We start from the raw sequence: 17,076 nt of genomic DNA, 5'->3' as shown, positions 1-17,076 counted from the left end.
GCAGCGCGGGCGCGTGTGGAGGAAGCTTATGGACATCAACAAATTTACGGATAAAGCCCGCGAGGCTGTGGGTCAGGCCCAGAGCATTGCCGCAGGTATGGGCCATCAGGAGACGGATGCCGAGCATCTGGCCCTGGCCCTCGTGCAGCAGGAAAACGGCATCGTGCCGCGCATTCTGGAACAGATGGGCGTGCAGCCCAAGGCCCTCAGCGTTGCCATCGAGGGCGCGCTGCGCAAGCGGCCTTCTGTTTCCGGCGGCGGCATGGACCCCAACAAGATCATGATTACCCAACGGCTGGCAAAAATTCTGGGCGATGCGCAGAACGAAGCCAACCGCATGAAGGACGAATACGTAAGCGTTGACCATCTGTTTGCCGCGCTTACCGATGTTGCGCCCTCCTCGCCCCTTGGCGAAGTTTTCAAGGAATACAAGATCGCCCGCGCCCGTTTTGTGGCAGCCATGGAAGAGCTGCGCGGCGGCGCGCGCGTGACCAGCGCCACCCCCGAAGACACATTTGAAGCGCTGACCAAGTACGCCCGCGATCTCGTGGAGGCAGCCCGGCAGGGCAAGATGGACCCGGTCATTGGCCGCGATTCCGAAATCCGCCGCGTTATCCGCATTCTCTCGCGCCGCACCAAGAACAACCCGGTGCTCATTGGCGAGGCGGGCGTGGGCAAAACCGCCATCGTGGAAGGTCTGGCCTTCCGCATCGTCAAGGGAGACGTGCCTGAGGGCCTCAAGGGCCGCAAGCTCTTTGCTCTTGATATGGGCGCACTCATTGCCGGCGCAAAATACCGTGGCGAGTTCGAGGAACGCCTCAAGGCCGTGCTCAACGAGGTGGAAAAGAGCGAGGGGCAGATCATTCTGTTCATCGACGAACTGCACACCATCGTGGGCGCGGGCAAGACAGAAGGCGCAATGGATGCGGGCAATCTGCTCAAGCCCATGCTGGCGCGCGGCGAGCTGCACTGCATCGGCGCGACCACGGTGGACGAGTACCGCAAATATATTGAAAAAGACCCGGCTCTGGAACGCCGCTTCCAGCCAGTCATGGTTGAAGAACCCACGGTGGAAGACGCCATCTCCATCCTGCGCGGGTTGAAGGAACGCTTCGAGGTGCACCACGGCGTGCGCATCAGCGACTCGGCAATTGTTGAAGCGGTGGTGCTTTCGCACCGCTATATCACCGACCGCCAGTTGCCGGACAAGGCCATTGACCTCATTGACGAGGCCGCAGCCATGATCCGCACAGAGATCGACTCGTTGCCCGCTGATCTGGACGAAGTGAACCGTAAGGTCATGCAGCTCGAAATCGAGCGCGAAGCCCTGCGCCGCGAAACAGACGCCGCCTCGCGCGAGCGCCTTGAAAAGCTTGAGAACGAACTGGCTGACCTGCGCGCCCAGCAGGCCAACATGCGCAAACAGTGGGAGAGCGAAAAAGGCTCCATCGATCATGTACGCGAAATCAAGGAGCAGATCGAGCAGACCAAACTTGCCATTGAGCAGGCCGAGCGCGCCTACGACCTCAACAAGGCCGCAGAACTCAAGTACTCCAAACTGCTTGAACTGGAAAAGAAGCTGGCCTCCGCTTCCGGCGCTGGTTCTGAACACGAAGGCCCGCGTCTGCTTAAGGAAGAAGTGCGCCCCGACGATGTGGCCGAAATTGTGGGCAAGTGGACGGGCATTCCGGTAACGCGCCTGCTTGAATCCGAACGCGAAAAACTTCTGCGCCTGGGCGACCAGCTGCACGAGCGAGTGGTGGGTCAGGACGAAGCCGTTACAGCAGTGGCCGATGCCGTGCTGCGCGCCCGCGCGGGGCTTTCCGATCCGGCGCGGCCCACAGGCTCGTTCATCTTCCTTGGCCCCACGGGCGTTGGCAAGACCGAGCTTTCCAAGGCTTTGGCCGAGGCGCTCTTTGATACGGAAGACAACATGGTGCGGCTCGACATGAGCGAATACATGGAGAAGCACTCCGTGTCGCGGCTCATCGGCGCGCCTCCAGGATACGTGGGCTATGACGAAGGCGGTCAGCTTACCGAAGCCGTGCGCCGCAAGCCCTACTCCGTCATCCTGTTTGACGAGATTGAAAAGGCGCACCCCGATGTGTTCAACACCCTGCTGCAACTGCTGGACGATGGACGCCTTACGGACAGCCAGGGACGCACGGTGGACTTTCGCAACTGCATAGTCATCATGACCTCCAACATCGGCTCCATGCACCTGCTGGACGGCATCTCCGCCGACGGCTCGCTGAAGGAAGGCGCGAGGGAAAGGGTCATGGAGGATCTGCGGGCGCACTTTCGCCCCGAGTTCCTCAACCGTGTGGACGAAACCGTGGTCTTTCTGCCCCTGCGGCGCGACCAGATCGCCCGCATTGTGGATCTTCAGGTCAACCGGCTGCGCAAGCGGCTTGAAGACCGCAAGATCAGGCTTGAGCTTACTGATGCGGCCCGCAAGTTTATTGGCGATGCAGGGTATGACCCTGTGTACGGCGCGCGTCCACTCAAACGCTACGTGCAGCAGGCTGTGGAAACCCCGCTCGCCAAGGAACTGGTGGGCGGCAAAATCCGCGATGGCCAGTGCGTCACGGTGGACGCCACGGACGACAAACTCACCTTCAAGGCCGAGTAAGCGCCCACTGGTCGCAGTATAGAGGCTAAAATCATGAGGCCCACACGAACCATTTCGTGTGGGCCTCACTTATTGGGGGGTAGGGATGTGGGACAGGTTGCGCGGGATATCTGGCGGAATATCCTGCTGAATGTCAGATCACGGCGTCAGAAGGCGGAACCGAGGGTGCACACCGGCTACTGAATTTCTTCGGGCTTGACCACAAGCCAGTTCTTGTCGGCGGTGACGGGCTGGCCCAGTTCCTTCTGGCGGGCAGCGGCCTTGGTCCACATGCCTTCCATCTTCTTCATGGCGCTGTCTTTGCGGTTGATCCACACGCGCGCGCCGCCTTTTTCCACGTCCACACCGTTCAGCAGCATGTAACCGTCAGAAATGGGCGTGTCGCCGCCCACGATGATGGGCTTTTTCCACTGGTCGATGTAGCCAAGGATGGTGCCCATCTTGCCTTCGTACCAGGTCATGGGATTCATGAGGTAGGTGGTGAGCAGCATGTCTAGGTTCTTTTTCTGGTCGTACTGGCCCTTTTCGATCTGGAGGCGCGAGGTGGTCAGGGCGCCGCTGGCGGGATCCTTGAGCAGCATGGTGACGCCAATGACGTTTTCAGGCTTGACGTTGTAGCCGTACTTGGGGTCGCTGGCCACCATGCGCACCAGTTCTTCACTGGCGGCAGTCATAACGTACACGTTGATGCCGTTTTCCATCAGCTTGGCGTACAGTTCCTGCATGCCGGTGAAAGGCTTGGGCGGATTGATGCTGGCTTCTTTCACGGTATCGCCGCTGTAATACTTGGCCTTGAGGGGCTTTTTGTACTCCATCAGGCCGTCCACATGGCCCTTGAGTTCCTTAAGCGTAAAACCAGCAAAAACCTGCGCAACCCAGGGATAGCAGATGAGGTCTTCGGTCTCGCACAGGCGGTAGTAGTAGCTGACCAGACCTTCCTTGAAGTCCTTGGTATCCTTGAAGGGAATGAGGCGCAGTTCCTGGGGCAGCTTTTCGCGTGAGAGCGCGCCCTTCATTTCCATGTAGGCCAGCAGGGATTCTTCCAGATCATAGCGGTAGCTCGTGTTGTCCATGTCAAAAACGGCAAAGTTGCCCTGATTGGCATTTTTTTCAATCACCTTGTCGAGCTGTTCTTTCACAGGAGCAGGCCAGTGCTTCAGCTCTGTAGCGGCGTTGGCCGACTGGCTGAGCGTAAATGCAAAGACAAAGCAACTGACAAACAATGCAAGGCAAATTTTTTTCATCACACGACTCCAGGCGTTAAACGTAAACAATCCCCACAAAATACATATCGGCCCACAAACCCTTTCAGATGTATTCTCAGCACCAGATAGGTGCTCAAATGATTATTTCAGACCAGCGTAACCTTCCAGTGCAGGGGAAAGTCAATGGGGGTTTTCATATCTTGTTAAGCAGTGAAGGAACCCCCACTCGCAAACCGCAAAACGACAAAATGCGCCCCAACCGGGAATAACTGGAGATCAGACTTCTCAGCGTTGCCCTGCAAATACGCAGAAAGGGGATTCCCGTGCAGGAATCCCCTTTCTATTGCTGACAATTTCAGCCCTGACGGCTTGCGCCGCAGGATAGTTTTAGCTTCTGAATGCGTTGCCCAGAGCGTCCGCCGCCATAATGGCCGCAGCTACGCTCTCTTCCGTGATGGGAAAGGGCATGGCGTGGATGGATTCTTCGGGCAGGCAGGCCTTACGGGCCACCTTGCGCAGGGCTTCCGGGCTGATATCCGTAATGCCTATGTCGCTCAGGCACACGGGCAGACCCACCGAGGTGCAAAAGCCCAGCACTTCGTCCAGTTCTTCCGTGGGAGCGTTTTCCAGCACCAGTTGCACCAGCGTACCAAAGGCAACCTTTTCGCCGTGCAGGTAGGTGTGGGTTTCTTCCAGCGCGGTCAGGCCATCGTGAACGGCATGGGCTGCCGCCAGACCGCCGCTCTCAAAGCCCAGACCAGAAAGCAGTGAGTTGGCTTCAATGATGTTTTCCAGCGCAGGCGTCGCCATCTTGGCCTGACAGGCAAGCACAGCCTTGTAGCCGTCATCCAGCAGGGTGCGGTAGCAGGTGGCGGCAAGGGCTTGCGCTGCAAGGGTGCCTCTGGCCGGGGGGCAGTCGCCCGTACGCGCGCCGCAGGGCAGGCCCGCGTTGACGGGAGCGCACGAACGCACGTTGGCCCGCGCCTCAAAATAGGTGGAAAGGGCATCGCCCATGCCCGACACCAGATAGCGCACCGGCGAGGCGGCAATGATGGAAACGTCCATCAGCACCACATCGGGATTGCGGGGAAAATAGGCGTAGTCTTCCATTTCGCCGTCTGGCGTGTAGATCACCGCAGAATGGCTTGTGGGCGCGTCCGTAGCCGCTGTGGTGGGCACCACAATGACCCCCTGCCCCGCCGCCACGCAGCGCGCCGTGTCCAACGCTTTGCCTCCGCCAAGCCCCACGGTGCAGTGGCAGGAGTGCTGACGCGCCAGCTCGCCAAGGCGGGCGATTTCAACGCGTGAGCATTCGCCCTGAAATTCCGTTTCCACAAAGGTCACGCCAAATTTGGCCGCTGTGGCTTCCAGCGTCTGGCGCACCCTGTTCACGCTGCTTTCCGTGGCTACAAGCAAGGCCTTTGTGCCGTATTGCCGCACAAAATACCCAAGGTTGAGCAGTTCGTTCTCGCCCTGCACATACTTGGACGGACAGATAAACGCTCTTCTCATGGCATGCTCCGCTTCCGGCAATCACGCCGGCATTGCAGGTTTGAATCCTGACCGGGCCTACGCGTCTTCCTTCACGCCCAGCAGGGCGCGGGCATAATCCTCGCCGCTGAAGGGGCGCAGGTCTTCCATTTTTTCGCCAAGGCCCACATAGGTGATGGGCAGGTGGTGCTGCATGGCAACGGCTATGGCTACGCCGCCCTTGGCCGTGCCGTCGAGCTTGGTGATGATGAGTTCATCAATGCCCGCAGCTTCCTTGAACAGTTTGGTTTGCGAAAGGGCGTTCTGCCCGGTGGTGGCGTCAATCACCAGAATGGTACGGTGCGGCGCGCCCGCATGCTTTTTGCCCAGCACCTGACGGATCTTGCTCAGCTCTTCCATCAGGTTGACCTTTGTCTGCAAGCGACCTGCCGTATCCACATAGAGCACGTCCACGCCTTCCTGAAGCGCGCGGTCCATGGCCTCGTAAGCCACGGCGGCAGGGTCGGAACCAGCGGTGCGCGCATGGAACAGCGCGCCCACGCGCCCGGCCCAAACCTGCAACTGCTCGATGGCGGCAGCGCGGAAGGTATCTGCGGCGGCAATCATGACCTTTTTGCCCTGCATGCGGTCGCGGTGGGCCAGCTTGGCAATGGTGGTGGTCTTGCCCACGCCGTTGACGCCGATCATCAGCACAACTTCGGGCTGGTTAACGGCTGCAATGCGGCGCGGCGCGCGAAAGATTTCTTCCACTTCAGCCATGAGCAACTGACGCACCATGGCGGATTCCGTCACCTTTTCCTTGCGGGCGCGCTCTTTCAGGCGTTCCACCAGTTCAATGGAGGGTTCGTAGCCAAGATCGGCCATGATAAACAGTTCTTCCAGTTCTTCCCAGAAGGCGTCGTCCAGTTCGCCATGCCCGGCAAAGAGAGCGTCCAGCCCCTTGGAAAACTGCTCGCGGGTACGCGAAAGGCCCTGACTGATTTTGAGAAACAGGCGATTGCGCTCGTCCTCTTCGTCTTCCATATCAAGGGCAAGAGCCAGACGGTACTGCAATTCAGATCGGAATTCCTCCACCTGCCGATAATCCATGCGGGCGAGCCATTCCTGAAAATCGCGCACAAAGTTCTGCGCTTCGGCCTCCGGGGCATCAAGGGCGCGCAGCAAGAAGAACAGACGCTGCCACAGCAGGTCGCCCGCTTCATCCACGCCCTCAAGCACAATGCCAAGCCATACGGAAAGCCGTGGCTCGGCCTCGCGCAGACGCAGGGTAAGAGCCTCATCAGCGGCAGATGCCGCAAAGGGCTGGGCAGCGGATTCTGCCGCTGGTTTCGCAGCAGGCTCTGCAAGGGATTCAGATGCGGCTGCGCCAGCTTCTGCGTCAATTTCTGCGGGCACTTCCTGCGCCGCATTGGCCGCATCTTCCGCGCCGCCGAACATCTTTTTTATGGCAGAGAAAAAACCCATATGATCTCCTTATCTTCCGCCCTCTTGCACCGAGGGCTTGCTTTCCTTGCGGGCCGTTTGCCCTTCCAGCGCACCCAGCACTTCGCGCAGCGCCAGCACGCATTCTTCCACGGCCTGAGCCGCAGAAGCGGCGTTCGAATCAGTCACGGCCCACTGCATTGCATGCGCGGCATAGGCCAGCCGCTCCGCGCCCACGCAGGGCGCTGCTTTTTCAAGAATCCGCCCCAGGCGGCACAGGTTGTCCGCGTCTTCCAACGAGTAGAGGCGCAGCAGCAGATCAGGGGCAGGGGCAAACGTTCTGCCGAACATGCCAGCCGTAACGCGCCATGCTTCCGGACGGCGCAGCAAAAAGGCCCGCCCAAGCTCGGCGCTCACGACAGCCCCGGCTGCGATATCTTCGCTCAGGGGCGCGCCGCTCCCGCCCTGCGCCTCATGACTGCGGGCGGCGCTGTCGCAAGAGGAGTCAGATTCAAAAATACCTGCAGGGCCGGGTTCCGGCGATGGCGCAGGGACCGAATCAGCAGCAGGATCGCCAGACGCCGCAGCGCCGCGCGACGTGGTACGCTCCAGCAGCAAGGCTCTCAGCCGGGCCAGATCGCCCCAGTGCCAGAGCAGTGCCAGCAAGACCAGGGTTGCAAACAGGGCGGAAAGGCAAAAACGCGCCACTTCCCGGCGGGCCTTCTGGGCCAGATCTTCATCAGTAATGCGGGGCGAAAGGTACACTTCCACCGACCCCACGGGGCGGCCTTCCATCTTGAGCGGATTCATGCCCTGCACGCTGTTTTCCGCAATTTCATCGTCCCAGGGGATGGGTTCCCACTGGTAGTTGCGCCGCTGCCCTTCCAGCATGCCACGCGGCGTCTGCACCTTGATGGCGTAAATGGATTCATCGGTCATGGCAGCCATGACAATGGTGCGCGCGGTCAGTTCGTCGAGCTCCCAGGCGGGCAGGGAAAGCAGGGCCGCCAGTTGCGCTGCGGTACGTCCGGCCTCGCTGCCAAGACGGTTTTCCGCCTCCTGCCTGTCCTCATTGACGTTCCAGACGCCAAGCAGCAGGAACAGCAGCAAGGCCGCCCCCCATACAGCCAGGGCAAGCCTGCGGCGCAGAACGTGAGAGATGTTGGGCATATGCTTTGCCGCGAGAGCCACGCTCCGCGCTCCTTACTGTTGGTGTGGTCTGCCATGCAGACGGTGCGCCAGTGCGCGGGCAGCCGCAAGGGCATCAGCATCGCGCAAAACAAACAGACAAACAGCCCAGGCTGTTGCGCCGCCAGTAATGGCAAGGGCAAGCCCCAGCCAGATGCCGCGCCCGTGCAACAGCTCCAGCATTTGCCACGCGGCAAGGGCCGTGGCCGCAGCAGCGGCACATTGACGCAGTACAGCACCCGCCGAAGGCAGACATGCGCTGGCGGATGCCGCGCCAGCGGAACTTCTTTTCAGCGCCCTGCCCAGAATACACAACAAAAAGCCGCACTGCAGCCACAAGCCAAGGCTTACGGCCAGTGCTGGAGCCATGACGCCAAGGCTGACCGAAAGACTATGGACCAGTGCGGCCCCGACCGCAAGCGTAGCAACCACGGCCCATACAGCGCTGACCGCCGTGCGCCGCACCTCGCCCAGCGCGTTGCAGGCCGCCAGCAGGGAGCGGTTGACGGCAAAGGCGGGCAGGCCCGGCAAATAGGCCCACAGGGCAAGGCCTGTTTCGTATGCCGCATTGTCGCCAAAGGCGCCGTGCCGCAGCAGACCTTCCACCAGACGCGGCCCCACGGCCCACAATCCTGTGGCGGCTGGCAGGCTCAGCAGTAGCGTCAAACGCAGGGCCGTACGTAGCTGATCCGAAAAAAGCGAAAATTCTCTGGCAGCGGCAAGGCGGCTCAACGTGGGCAGACTTGCCATGCCCAGGCACACGCCCACCAGTCCAAGGGGCAGTTCAAGCAGCCGTTCGGCATAGTAGAGAGCAGCCACCTGCCCCCGGCCAAGGCTGGATGCCAGAGACATGGCGGCCAGCATGGCAAGCTGCGGTGCGGAGGCCCCAAGCAGGCCCGCAGGCAGACGGCCAATGCAGTTCCAGGCGAGAGATGCCGCACGCCTGCGCAGCGTGAATGCATCCCTGCTCTCGCTACCCTGCGCGGTATCCGGCCCTTGGGCAGGCCCGGCATTATGCAGCGGCAACAAACGCCGCACGGCCAGCCACTGCGCCAGCCACTGTGCGACACCGCCGCAAAGCATGCCTACGGCCAGAGCCGGGGCCGCAGGCAACAGGCCCAGAGCAGCCGCCCCTGCAAAACACAGAATAACAATATTGAACAGGGCAGGAGAAACAGCGGGCAACCAGAACACGCCAAGGCTGTGCAAAAGGGCCATGCCCAGAGCCGCCATGCCCGCTGCCAGCGCATAGGGCAGGCAGATACGCAGCAGGTATATGGCCTCCTGCCGTTCCGGCCCATAAAAACCGGGAGCCAGAATATCAGTAAGCCATGGGGTGGCCACCAGCCCAAACACTGTGAGCAGGGTCAGCACAAGGCCAAGCCTCACGGCCAGAGCGCGGGCCAGCAGGCGCATGCTGCGGCTGCGCTCCCCCTCCAATGCATTGTCGAGCGATGCGCCCCTGCGCTCCAGATGCACAAGGCTTGCCGTCAGGGTCATGGAAAGCGAGCCTTCGCCCAGCATGCGGCGCAGCACATGGGGCAGCCGCATGGCAGCCACCAGCGCATCAGCGGCAGCGCCGCCGCCCACAAGCCAGGCCATGCTCATATCGCGCAAAAGGCCAAGCACTCGTGAAACAAGGGCAAAGCCGCCCAAAAGGGCCGCCGTGCGTGCAATGCCGCCAGAATGCCCGGGGCCGTGCTCGGCAGGGCCGGAAGCGCAAGATGAGGAGGATTTACCACCGTTGCTATGTGCGCAGCCGCTTTCAGAAGCGATCATTATTCCTCGTTTCAGCCATGCAAAAAAAATCAGGGCAGCGCGCCGCTGGGCAGTTCTGGGGCGCGCCGGTCAAAACACGTGAACAGCAAACTGCCTGCACCAAAAATTTTCCACTCCCGGCGACTTTGCCTTGCTAACAAAACAAAGCCGCCGGGAGCAAACAAGCCGCAACTACGGGCGGTGCGGATCGGGTTCAGACTTCCACGCAGCCACAGCTTCGCGCACAAGGCGGTTCTGCTCTTCGGGCATGGTGTCCTTGAAAGTTTCGGCAAACACGTGGATGCGCGTGCCGCCGCGCGGCGCAAACAGGCCCTTGACCCGGCACCAGCAGGGATTGAGCAGAGTGCGCAGGTCTTCCAGCACATTGTTGGTGATGGTTTCCATAAACGACTGGTGATTGCGGAAGGCGAACATATAGAGCTTGAAGCTCTTGGATTCCACGCACAGCTCATCGGGAATGTACTCCACCGTGATGGTGCCGCAGTCGGGCTGGCCGGTCACGGGGCAGAGCGAGGTAAATTCGGGAAAGCTGATGCTGATCACATACGGGCGCTGGGGAAAGCAGTTGGGAAAGGCCTCCAGCAGGGCTACGCTGGGGCCGCCCTCCGGGGACTGAAGGCGGCCTGTGCCTAGAACCTTCAGGTCCTGGGTCTGATCCTGGCTGCGGGTACTCATGGGGATACTCCTTAAAATACACGGAAATGACGCTGCCGTGCAGCGTTGGGGGGCCGCCTGAGCGGCGGACGCGGCATGCGCAGACGAAAGGCCTCACTGGCTGCGCAAGCGCAGGCGCGTATCGGACTTGTAACCCATTGCGCTTGCGGCTACAATAATCTATTGCCCACTCCAATCCGATACCATCCATCGGCCAGTTCCCCGGAGCAACGTATGAACATCCTGCTGCACGTACACGCCTGCAAGCGGGGCCAATGTCTGCCCCTGCTGCCTGTTGCCGCCACGGATACCGATTTTTGCCGCAGTCACGGCCTCATGACGCCCGAGCCGTGGGCAATGCCCCACCTCCGGGTGGGCACATGCTTTTGCGGGGCCTGCGGCACAGCCCTGCTCAAGGTTACGGGGCGCGCCTGGATGCCCCTGCCGCCAAACGTGGCAAACCCGGGCGGCAACGGAGAAGAGCCGTGGCAGGCAAGCCACGCGGTGCAATGCCTGCTGTTGACTGCCCTGACGGATCTGCCCGAAGGCCCGCTGGAAGTAACCGCCAGAAAAACCGGCTACAGCCTTGCCTGGATAACCCTGTCGGACAAAGGCGCGCGGGGCCAGCGGCTGGATTTGAGCGGCCCCGCCATTGCCGAAATGGTCGGCTCCGCCATGCCGCTGAGTCACAGCCAGGGATTTTTGCTGCCGGATGAAGCCGCGCAACTGCGCGCCCTGCTGACGGAGCTTGCCCTGAGCCAGGGTTTTGACCTTATATGCACCACCGGCGGCACCGGGCTTTCGGCGCGTGATATTACGCCGCAAACCACTGCCGCCCTGCTCGATACGCCCTTGCCGGGCTTTACTCAGGCCATGCTGGCCGCCAGCCTTGCCAAAACGCCCCACGCGGTTATTTCGCGCGCGGCTGCGGGCGCGCTGGGGCAAAGCATCATCATCAACCTGCCGGGCAGCCGCAAGGCCGTTGTGGAAAACCTTGCCGCCGTACTGCCCGCCCTGCCCCACGCCCTTGCCAAATTGCAGGGCGACCCCGCCGATTGCGGCGGTTAAGGAGAACACATGGGCTTTTTTCCGCATTCCGGCATGAGGCTTTCCACGCCTTTTGGCCAGTTTGGCGACATTTGCCGGATGATCAAGATTGAGCATTCCATTTTTGCGCTGCCCTACGCCTGGGCAGGAGCGGTATTGGCAGCACGCGGCTTGCCCTCTGCGCGCAGCCTGATTTTTCTGACCATCGGCATGATCGCGGCGCGCTCATTCGCCATGGCCTTCAACCGGCTGGCCGATCTGCCCTTTGACCGCGACAACCCGCGCACACAGGGCCGCCCCCTGGTCACGGGCGTTATCAGCAAGGGGCAGACATGGGCCTTCTGCGCGCTCATGGCAGTTATCTTTATTGCCTCCTGCGCGGCGCTGAACACTGTCTGCCTGTGGCTTTCCGTGCCTGCGTTGCTGTTTGCGGCCATCTACAGCATGCTCAAGCGCTTTACGGCCCTGTGCCACTTCTGGCTGGGCGCGACCCTGGGTCTTGCCCCGCTTGCTGGCTGGCTCTCGGTCAATCCCGCGAGCCTTGGCCTTGCGCCTGTGCTGCTGTTCTGGGCTGTCACATTCTGGGTAGCTGCGTTTGACATCTATTATGCGTTTCAGGACATGGATTTTGACGTGGCCTTTGAGCTGCATTCCGTGCCTGCTTCTTTTGGGCCGGACACTGCCCTGACGCTGGCCGCGTTCTCGCATGCCATGACGTCCATCTTTCTGTTGCTGGCGGGTTTTGCCGCCGGGCTTTCCTGGCCATGGTACGTGGTGTGGTTCGGCATCAGCGTTATGCTGCTTGTGGAGCACAGACTCATGAAGCCGCAGGATCTGCGCCATGTGAACACAGCCTTTTTTACCATCAATGGCATCATTTCGCCGGTCGTGCTGGCTGGCGTGTTGCTGGGCATCTATATCTGACGGAGAGGCAATGCCGCGCAAAAAACAGTACCAATGGAAATCCAGCGATGAGTCGGAAGGCTTTGACTTGCCGCCCAGCCGCTCTGAAAAAAAACGCCAGAGCCTTGCCCTGCAAAACATGGGCGAAGAACTGACGCGCCTTGGCCCGCAGGAAGTCAAAAACCTTGACCTGCCCGCAGACCTCAGGGAAGCGCTGCAACTATACGCCCGCATAGGCGACCACGAAGGCCGCCGCCGCCAGATGCAGTTTATTGGCCGCGTCATGCGCGAGATCGACCCCGCGCCCATCCGCGCCATGCTGGATGCCCGACGCGAGGTTTCAGCGGCAGCCACCGCAGCCCTTCATCAGGCAGAGCAGTGGCGCGACCGCCTGCTGAGCGCTGACCAGGGCGAACTTGCGGGCCTGGTGGAAACCCTGCTGACCGCAAGGGCACTGCCGGAGCAGGACACAGAAGTGCCGGAGGGCGCAGGCAAGGCCGCTCTGCCAAGTCAGGAGGACCTCATGACCATGACCCTTGCCGCTCGCAAGGAAGCTGCGGAGAACACCTCCCCGCAGGCCCGGCGCGCGCTTTTTCGCGCCATCCACGGCATGCTGAAAGCGTAATCCCGGGGGTTTTGGCCTCCTAACATTGTGCTTTTTCATAAAAATAAAAAAATTGCGCAAGAATGCTTGACGATCACCTACGGTTAGGATAGAAGCTTTCTTCGTTGCTACGCCCTTGTAGCTCAGTCGGTAGAGTGCATCCTTGGTAAGGATGAGGTCAGCAGTTCAATCCTGCTCAAGGGCTCCACAAAAAATCAAAGGACTTACGGAGAAATCCGCAAGTCCTTTTTTATATCTTCATCTGCCTGGGATTTCAGACAAAAAAAGCCGCCCATACGGACGGCCCAAACTCGCAAAATCGCGCATCAGGGAAGTTGCGGCGGTTGCGGCATCAAGGCCCGATACGGGCCGCGCATGCTGTACACAAAATTTGCCATGCGCGCATCGCCGCTGACCACAAGCATGAGCAATAGTTTGGACTGCGCATCCTCGCGCACAACGCCGTAGCCCTTCACCCCCTTTTGCTCAAAGGTAAATTCCCACTGACCATTGCTGCGAAGAACAGGCGTTGAGCCCTGCAAGCGTTTGGCATTGCCCGTGGCGGCTTGCTCGGCCTCGCCAGCGTTGGCAGGCCCCACAATAATGAGCGCAGAACTTTTGTGATCCTTCTGCCCCATCACCACCTGCACGGCTTCCTGCACCTTGGTAGGGCCGTTCACCACCACCCAGTCCGCAGGCAGATCAAGGCTGTAATATTTTGTTGTCAGGGGTGCGGCCTGCGCCTGCGCTGCAAGCAGAACCGTCAGCACAAGCAGAGGCAAGACCCGCATAACAAGCCGGATAAATTTCTGGGGCATGGCAATCTCCATTACATTCCAAGAATGCCGGAGTGTACGGCTCTCCTTCCCGGCTGTCCACACGCCATGCTGCGGATGTCTGGGCGGCGGATATCTGCGCGATAGGGGCGCACGCCCCTCTTGCCGGGGAAGATTCATACCTGTAGTATGCGTGAGATGAGGATAGTATGCTGAAACTACGAGCCATGCGCGCCCGACTTTATGGAATCCGCTTTGAGTTGCTCATGCTCTCGCTGTGGTGCGTGTTTATCCTGAACATCCTGTTTCCGGACAACATCTATCGTGGCATTGCGCAGGCAATCTATCTGCCCATCCAGTTGCTTGCGGCCCTTGTGCTTTTTGAATTCAGGCCGCGCATTATGCGCCTTGCTCTGTTTTTCGGCGCGCTGCTCATTGTGGGCCGCGCCCTGGATCTGTTCTTTATCGATAGCCTGAAAGAAGAAACCCTGATGCTCTATCTGTGTTTTTTCGGCAGCATCATGTTTGAAGTCTTCCGGCAAATATCCCACGCGCAAATGGTGACAACCAAGATTGTTTACGCTGCGGTGTGCGGTTTGCTGCTCATTGGCTATTGCGGCTATTTTGTGTTTCTGACCATTGAATTCCACCAGCCGGGTTCGTTCTCCGGGCTGGGGCCGGGCGATCAGGCCATTAACGATCTGTTTTATTTCAGCTACGTGACAATCCTCACCATCGGCTATGGCGACATCACGCCAAAAACCTGGATTGCCAAAAACGCCACTGTACTTGTGGGTTTTACCGGCTACCTCTATTCCATTGTTGTTATTGCCCTTATCGTGGGCAGGGCTCACCGCACGCCGCGCACCACCGCTGCTCCCACAAAAAAGCCTGCCCCGCTGCCTGCGCGTTCTCCGCAATCATCTTCCGCCAAGAAACCGCCGGAAGCCTGACCCAATCCTGATTCTGCACCAGCTTCACGCCAGAGGTTAGCAGCACACGGCCAGCCTGATTTATGCACGCCTTATGAGGGGCACTTAGACCACCCGCTCAAGCCTTGCGCTTGAACATCCACACGGCAACGCTCACAGCCACCGCGCTGATGCAGGCAATCTTGCCAAGGCTCACCGCTGCCGCCGCCACAGTGATATCTTTCAGAAACACTCCCTGAACAATGGTGGTAAAATGCCGCATGGGGTTCAGCTGGCTGGCGTATTGCAAAAATGGCGGCATGTTGATGACGGGCGTGACTGCGCCGGAAATAAGAATGCACGGCACCCCTACGGTAAAGGCCCCCAGAAAGGCCTGCTGCTGCGTTGCCGAAAGCGACGACACCATCAGCCCCACCCCGCCCGAAGCCATGGCAAAAACCAGCATGGCTACGTAGAGCAACACCAGCGAACCGCTAAACGGCACCCCGAAACCGAATACGGAGATGAGCAGAAAAATGGTGCCGTGCACCAGCCCCACCACACAACCCGGCACCAGCTTGGCAAGGGCGATCTCCGTAGGCGTGGCCGGGGAAACCAGCAACTGGTCAAAGGTGCCCACCTCGCGCTCCCGCGCTACGGAAAGGCCCGTCACCACCAGCCCCAGCATAAAGCCCAGCATGCCTATAAGGTTGGGTAAAAAGAACCACTGAAATTCCAGATTGGGGTTGAACCAGCAGCGAACGCGCACATCCAGCTTGGGCGCGCCGCCTGCCGCGCCAGTTGCAGCGCCGAGCGCCATTTGCCCCCGTGGCGTGGATTCCCCTATACCGCGCACAATGGTTTCAAGATAGTAGGAGGCAATCTGCGCCGCGTTGGAGCGCCTGCCATCGAGTATCACCTGCATCTGCGCTGGCGTACCCGCATCGACCCTGCGGGAAAATTCATCATCAAACACCATGACAAACAGGGCCTTTTGCCGCTCGATGGTCGGGCGAACATCCGCCTCGCCATCCAGAAATGTCACGCTGCGGAAGGTGTGCGACCCCTGTAGCCTGCGCACGATCTCGCGGCTCCAGTTGCCGCTGTCCTGGTTGAGCACGGCCACGTCCACATTGCGCACTTCCATGGTGGCCGCCCAGCCAAACACCACAATCTGCATGAGCGGCGGCACGATAATAAGCATGCGCGAAACCTTGTTGCACAGCAGCACCAGCAGTTCCTTGCGCACAATGGTCGCCATGCGCCGCAGGTTCAGACGGGGCAGCGTTATTCTTGCCATCACGCGTCCAGCCTTTTGACAAGGTTGCGGTACACCAGCCCCAGCAAGACCGAGGCCAGCAGCCCCATGAACAGAAGGCTGGGGCCAAACACGCCCCACACGTCCCCGGTCAGAAAGATGGTACGCAAACAGGTATTGAAGTAGCTGGCGGGCAAAAGCCGCGTCAGGGCCTGAAGCACGGGCGGCATGCTGTTGATGTCAAACACAAAACCAGAGAGCAGCAGTGCGGGCAAAAAGCCGGAGAAAAGCCCCGCCTCAGCCGCCACCAGTTGCCCGCGCAGGGTTACGGAAATCAGCAGCCCCTGACCCAGCGCGCTCAGCATGAATACGGACGACAATAACACAAGCACCCACAGGGAACCGCGAAAGGGCACGGCAAAGAGCGTCACCGCCGCCACCGCGCACAGGGCCATGCTGAACATGCCCATGCAGAAATATGGAATCAGCTTGCCCAGCAGCAGTTGCATGCGGCTCACAGGCGTGGCGAACATGGCCTCCATGGTGCCGCGCTCCCACTCGCGCGCAAATACCAGCGAGGTCAGCAGTGTGCCGATCAGGGTCATAATTACAGTGATGGCCCCAGGCACAAGAAACTGCACGCTCTTGGCCGCAGGGTTGTACCAGAAGCGCGGCTGAATATTGATGGGCAGCGCTGCTGCAACGCCATCCGGTAAGGCGGTGCGCTGCCAGGACATAATCAGCCCCTGGCTGTAATTCTGGATATACTGGGCGGTATTGGGTTCTGACCCGTCCACAAGCACCTGTACGGCCCCGGCGCTGCCCCGCTCAAGCTGTTCGTCAAAATCCTGCTGGATCACCAGAATGCCCTGCACCACAGAATCGCGCATCATGCGCCCTGCATCGGCCATGGTGCCCACTGGCCGCGTGGCAAACCACGGGGAATGGGCAAAATCCGCCGCCAGGCTCAGCGAATGCCGCCCGCCGCTCTGATTCAGCACGCCCAGCCGCAGCACGCCCGCATCCAGCGTGATGCCGTAGCCAAAGAGCAGCAGAAAAATGAACGGCAAAACCCCGGCCACCAGATAGGACGAGGGATCGCGCACGATCTGCTGAAATTCCTTGCCCACAAGGGCAAATAACTGTCGTAACCAGATGTTGCGTAGCATAGGGCCTGATTCTTGGTTGTATCTCCCGGCAGCAGCG

At 60.2% G+C, this 17,076-nt stretch carries 14 protein-coding genes and 1 tRNA gene; 6 read left to right on the top strand and 9 right to left on the bottom strand.

Annotated elements, in window-relative coordinates; translation table 11 throughout:
- The first annotated feature begins 28 nt into the window (after positions 1–28).
- A complete protein-coding gene (gene clpB, locus JMF94_RS04840) occupies positions 29–2,632 on the top strand; it encodes an ATP-dependent chaperone ClpB (RefSeq protein WP_240824029.1) in 2,604 nt (867 codons plus the stop codon).
- A gap of 176 nt (positions 2,633–2,808) precedes the next feature.
- Here the strand turns inward: clpB and JMF94_RS04835 are convergent, their stop codons facing one another.
- The 6 genes from JMF94_RS04835 to queF form a co-directional block, all read right to left on the bottom strand.
- Positions 2,809–3,876 carry a hypothetical protein gene (locus tag JMF94_RS04835; protein ID WP_240824028.1) on the bottom strand — a complete coding sequence of 356 codons (1,068 nt, stop codon included), beginning with the start codon at positions 3,874–3,876 and terminating at the stop codon, positions 2,809–2,811.
- A gap of 348 nt (positions 3,877–4,224) precedes the next feature.
- Entirely contained in the window at positions 4,225–5,349 is a 1,125-nt protein-coding gene (locus tag JMF94_RS04830) for a glycerol dehydrogenase (protein ID WP_215647171.1), read from the bottom strand.
- 57 nt (positions 5,350–5,406) lie between these two features.
- Positions 5,407–6,792: a signal recognition particle-docking protein FtsY gene (gene ftsY, locus JMF94_RS04825; protein WP_240824027.1), complete on the bottom strand. Its 1,386-nt coding sequence runs from the start codon at positions 6,790–6,792 to the stop codon at positions 5,407–5,409.
- Between the two features lie 9 nt (positions 6,793–6,801).
- Positions 6,802–7,941 (bottom strand): hypothetical protein, encoded by a 1,140-nt coding sequence (locus JMF94_RS04820; RefSeq protein ID WP_240824025.1) that lies wholly within the window; start codon positions 7,939–7,941, stop codon positions 6,802–6,804.
- Between the two features lie 12 nt (positions 7,942–7,953).
- The gene (gene murJ, locus JMF94_RS04815; RefSeq protein WP_240824024.1) at positions 7,954–9,717 is read right to left on the bottom strand and encodes a murein biosynthesis integral membrane protein MurJ; all 1,764 of its coding nucleotides are present in this window, start codon (positions 9,715–9,717) and stop codon (positions 7,954–7,956) included.
- Positions 9,718–9,888: 171 nt separating this feature from the next.
- Positions 9,889–10,392: a preQ(1) synthase gene (queF, locus tag JMF94_RS04810; protein ID WP_192113672.1), complete on the bottom strand. Its 504-nt coding sequence runs from the start codon at positions 10,390–10,392 to the stop codon at positions 9,889–9,891.
- Between the two features lie 213 nt (positions 10,393–10,605).
- On the opposite strand from queF, the gene JMF94_RS04805 reads away from it, so the two are divergent.
- The 4 genes from JMF94_RS04805 (at position 10,606) to JMF94_RS04790 (ending at position 13,133) form a co-directional block, all read left to right on the top strand.
- Entirely contained in the window at positions 10,606–11,439 is an 834-nt protein-coding gene (locus JMF94_RS04805) for a MogA/MoaB family molybdenum cofactor biosynthesis protein (protein ID WP_240824022.1), read from the top strand.
- Positions 11,440–11,448: 9 nt separating this feature from the next.
- Positions 11,449–12,342, top strand: a complete 894-nt coding sequence (locus tag JMF94_RS04800; RefSeq protein ID WP_240824020.1) for a UbiA-like polyprenyltransferase — start codon at positions 11,449–11,451, stop codon at positions 12,340–12,342.
- Positions 12,343–12,352: 10 nt separating this feature from the next.
- The gene (yjgA, locus tag JMF94_RS04795) at positions 12,353–12,946 is read left to right on the top strand and encodes a ribosome biogenesis factor YjgA (protein ID WP_240824018.1); all 594 of its coding nucleotides are present in this window, start codon (positions 12,353–12,355) and stop codon (positions 12,944–12,946) included.
- A 111-nt stretch (positions 12,947–13,057) separates the two neighbouring features.
- Positions 13,058–13,133, top strand: a tRNA-Thr gene (locus JMF94_RS04790).
- 118 nt (positions 13,134–13,251) lie between these two features.
- Here JMF94_RS04790 and JMF94_RS04785 read toward each other — a convergent pair.
- On the bottom strand, positions 13,252–13,743 hold the full coding sequence (locus JMF94_RS04785; protein WP_240824016.1) for a hypothetical protein: 492 nt from the start codon (positions 13,741–13,743) through the stop codon (positions 13,252–13,254).
- Between the two features lie 167 nt (positions 13,744–13,910).
- On the opposite strand from JMF94_RS04785, the gene JMF94_RS04780 reads away from it, so the two are divergent.
- Positions 13,911–14,654, top strand: coding sequence for a potassium channel family protein (locus tag JMF94_RS04780; RefSeq protein WP_240824015.1), 744 nt, complete (start codon positions 13,911–13,913; stop codon positions 14,652–14,654).
- A 97-nt stretch (positions 14,655–14,751) separates the two neighbouring features.
- Here the strand turns inward: JMF94_RS04780 and JMF94_RS04775 are convergent, their stop codons facing one another.
- Together JMF94_RS04775 and JMF94_RS04770 are read right to left on the bottom strand one after the other, a co-directional pair.
- Entirely contained in the window at positions 14,752–15,912 is a 1,161-nt protein-coding gene (locus JMF94_RS04775) for an ABC transporter permease (protein ID WP_240824014.1), read from the bottom strand.
- Positions 15,912–17,039 (bottom strand): ABC transporter permease, encoded by a 1,128-nt coding sequence (locus tag JMF94_RS04770; RefSeq protein WP_240824013.1) that lies wholly within the window; start codon positions 17,037–17,039, stop codon positions 15,912–15,914. Before JMF94_RS04770 ends, JMF94_RS04775 begins: the two co-directional genes overlap by 1 nt.
- Between the last annotated feature and the right edge of the window lie 37 nt (positions 17,040–17,076).

The sequence above is a fragment of the Desulfovibrio sp. UIB00 genome (assembly GCF_022508225.1).
Classification (GTDB): Bacteria; Desulfobacterota; Desulfovibrionia; order Desulfovibrionales; family Desulfovibrionaceae; genus Desulfovibrio.
This window is presented reverse-complemented; position numbering and strand designations above follow the sequence as displayed.

Bases quoted from the DNA above. Each gene is read 5' to 3' on its own strand.
- clpB (WP_240824029.1), top strand. From the start codon at position 29: ATGGACATCAACAAATTTACGGATAAAGCCCGCGAGGCTGTGGGTCAG.
- JMF94_RS04805 (WP_240824022.1), top strand. From the start codon at position 10,606: ATGAACATCCTGCTGCACGTACACGCCTGCAAGCGGGGCCAATGTCTG.
- JMF94_RS04770 (WP_240824013.1), bottom strand. From the start codon at position 17,039: ATGCTACGCAACATCTGGTTACGACAGTTATTTGCCCTTGTGGGCAAG.
- ftsY (WP_240824027.1), bottom strand. From the start codon at position 6,792: ATGGGTTTTTTCTCTGCCATAAAAAAGATGTTCGGCGGCGCGGAAGAT.
- yjgA (WP_240824018.1), top strand. From the start codon at position 12,353: ATGCCGCGCAAAAAACAGTACCAATGGAAATCCAGCGATGAGTCGGAA.
- queF (WP_192113672.1), bottom strand. From the start codon at position 10,392: ATGAGTACCCGCAGCCAGGATCAGACCCAGGACCTGAAGGTTCTAGGC.
- JMF94_RS04780 (WP_240824015.1), top strand. From the start codon at position 13,911: ATGCTGAAACTACGAGCCATGCGCGCCCGACTTTATGGAATCCGCTTT.
- JMF94_RS04830 (WP_215647171.1), bottom strand. From the start codon at position 5,349: ATGAGAAGAGCGTTTATCTGTCCGTCCAAGTATGTGCAGGGCGAGAAC.
- JMF94_RS04785 (WP_240824016.1), bottom strand. From the start codon at position 13,743: ATGCCCCAGAAATTTATCCGGCTTGTTATGCGGGTCTTGCCTCTGCTT.
- JMF94_RS04800 (WP_240824020.1), top strand. From the start codon at position 11,449: ATGGGCTTTTTTCCGCATTCCGGCATGAGGCTTTCCACGCCTTTTGGC.
- murJ (WP_240824024.1), bottom strand. From the start codon at position 9,717: ATGATCGCTTCTGAAAGCGGCTGCGCACATAGCAACGGTGGTAAATCC.
- JMF94_RS04835 (WP_240824028.1), bottom strand. From the start codon at position 3,876: ATGAAAAAAATTTGCCTTGCATTGTTTGTCAGTTGCTTTGTCTTTGCA.
- JMF94_RS04775 (WP_240824014.1), bottom strand. From the start codon at position 15,912: ATGGCAAGAATAACGCTGCCCCGTCTGAACCTGCGGCGCATGGCGACC.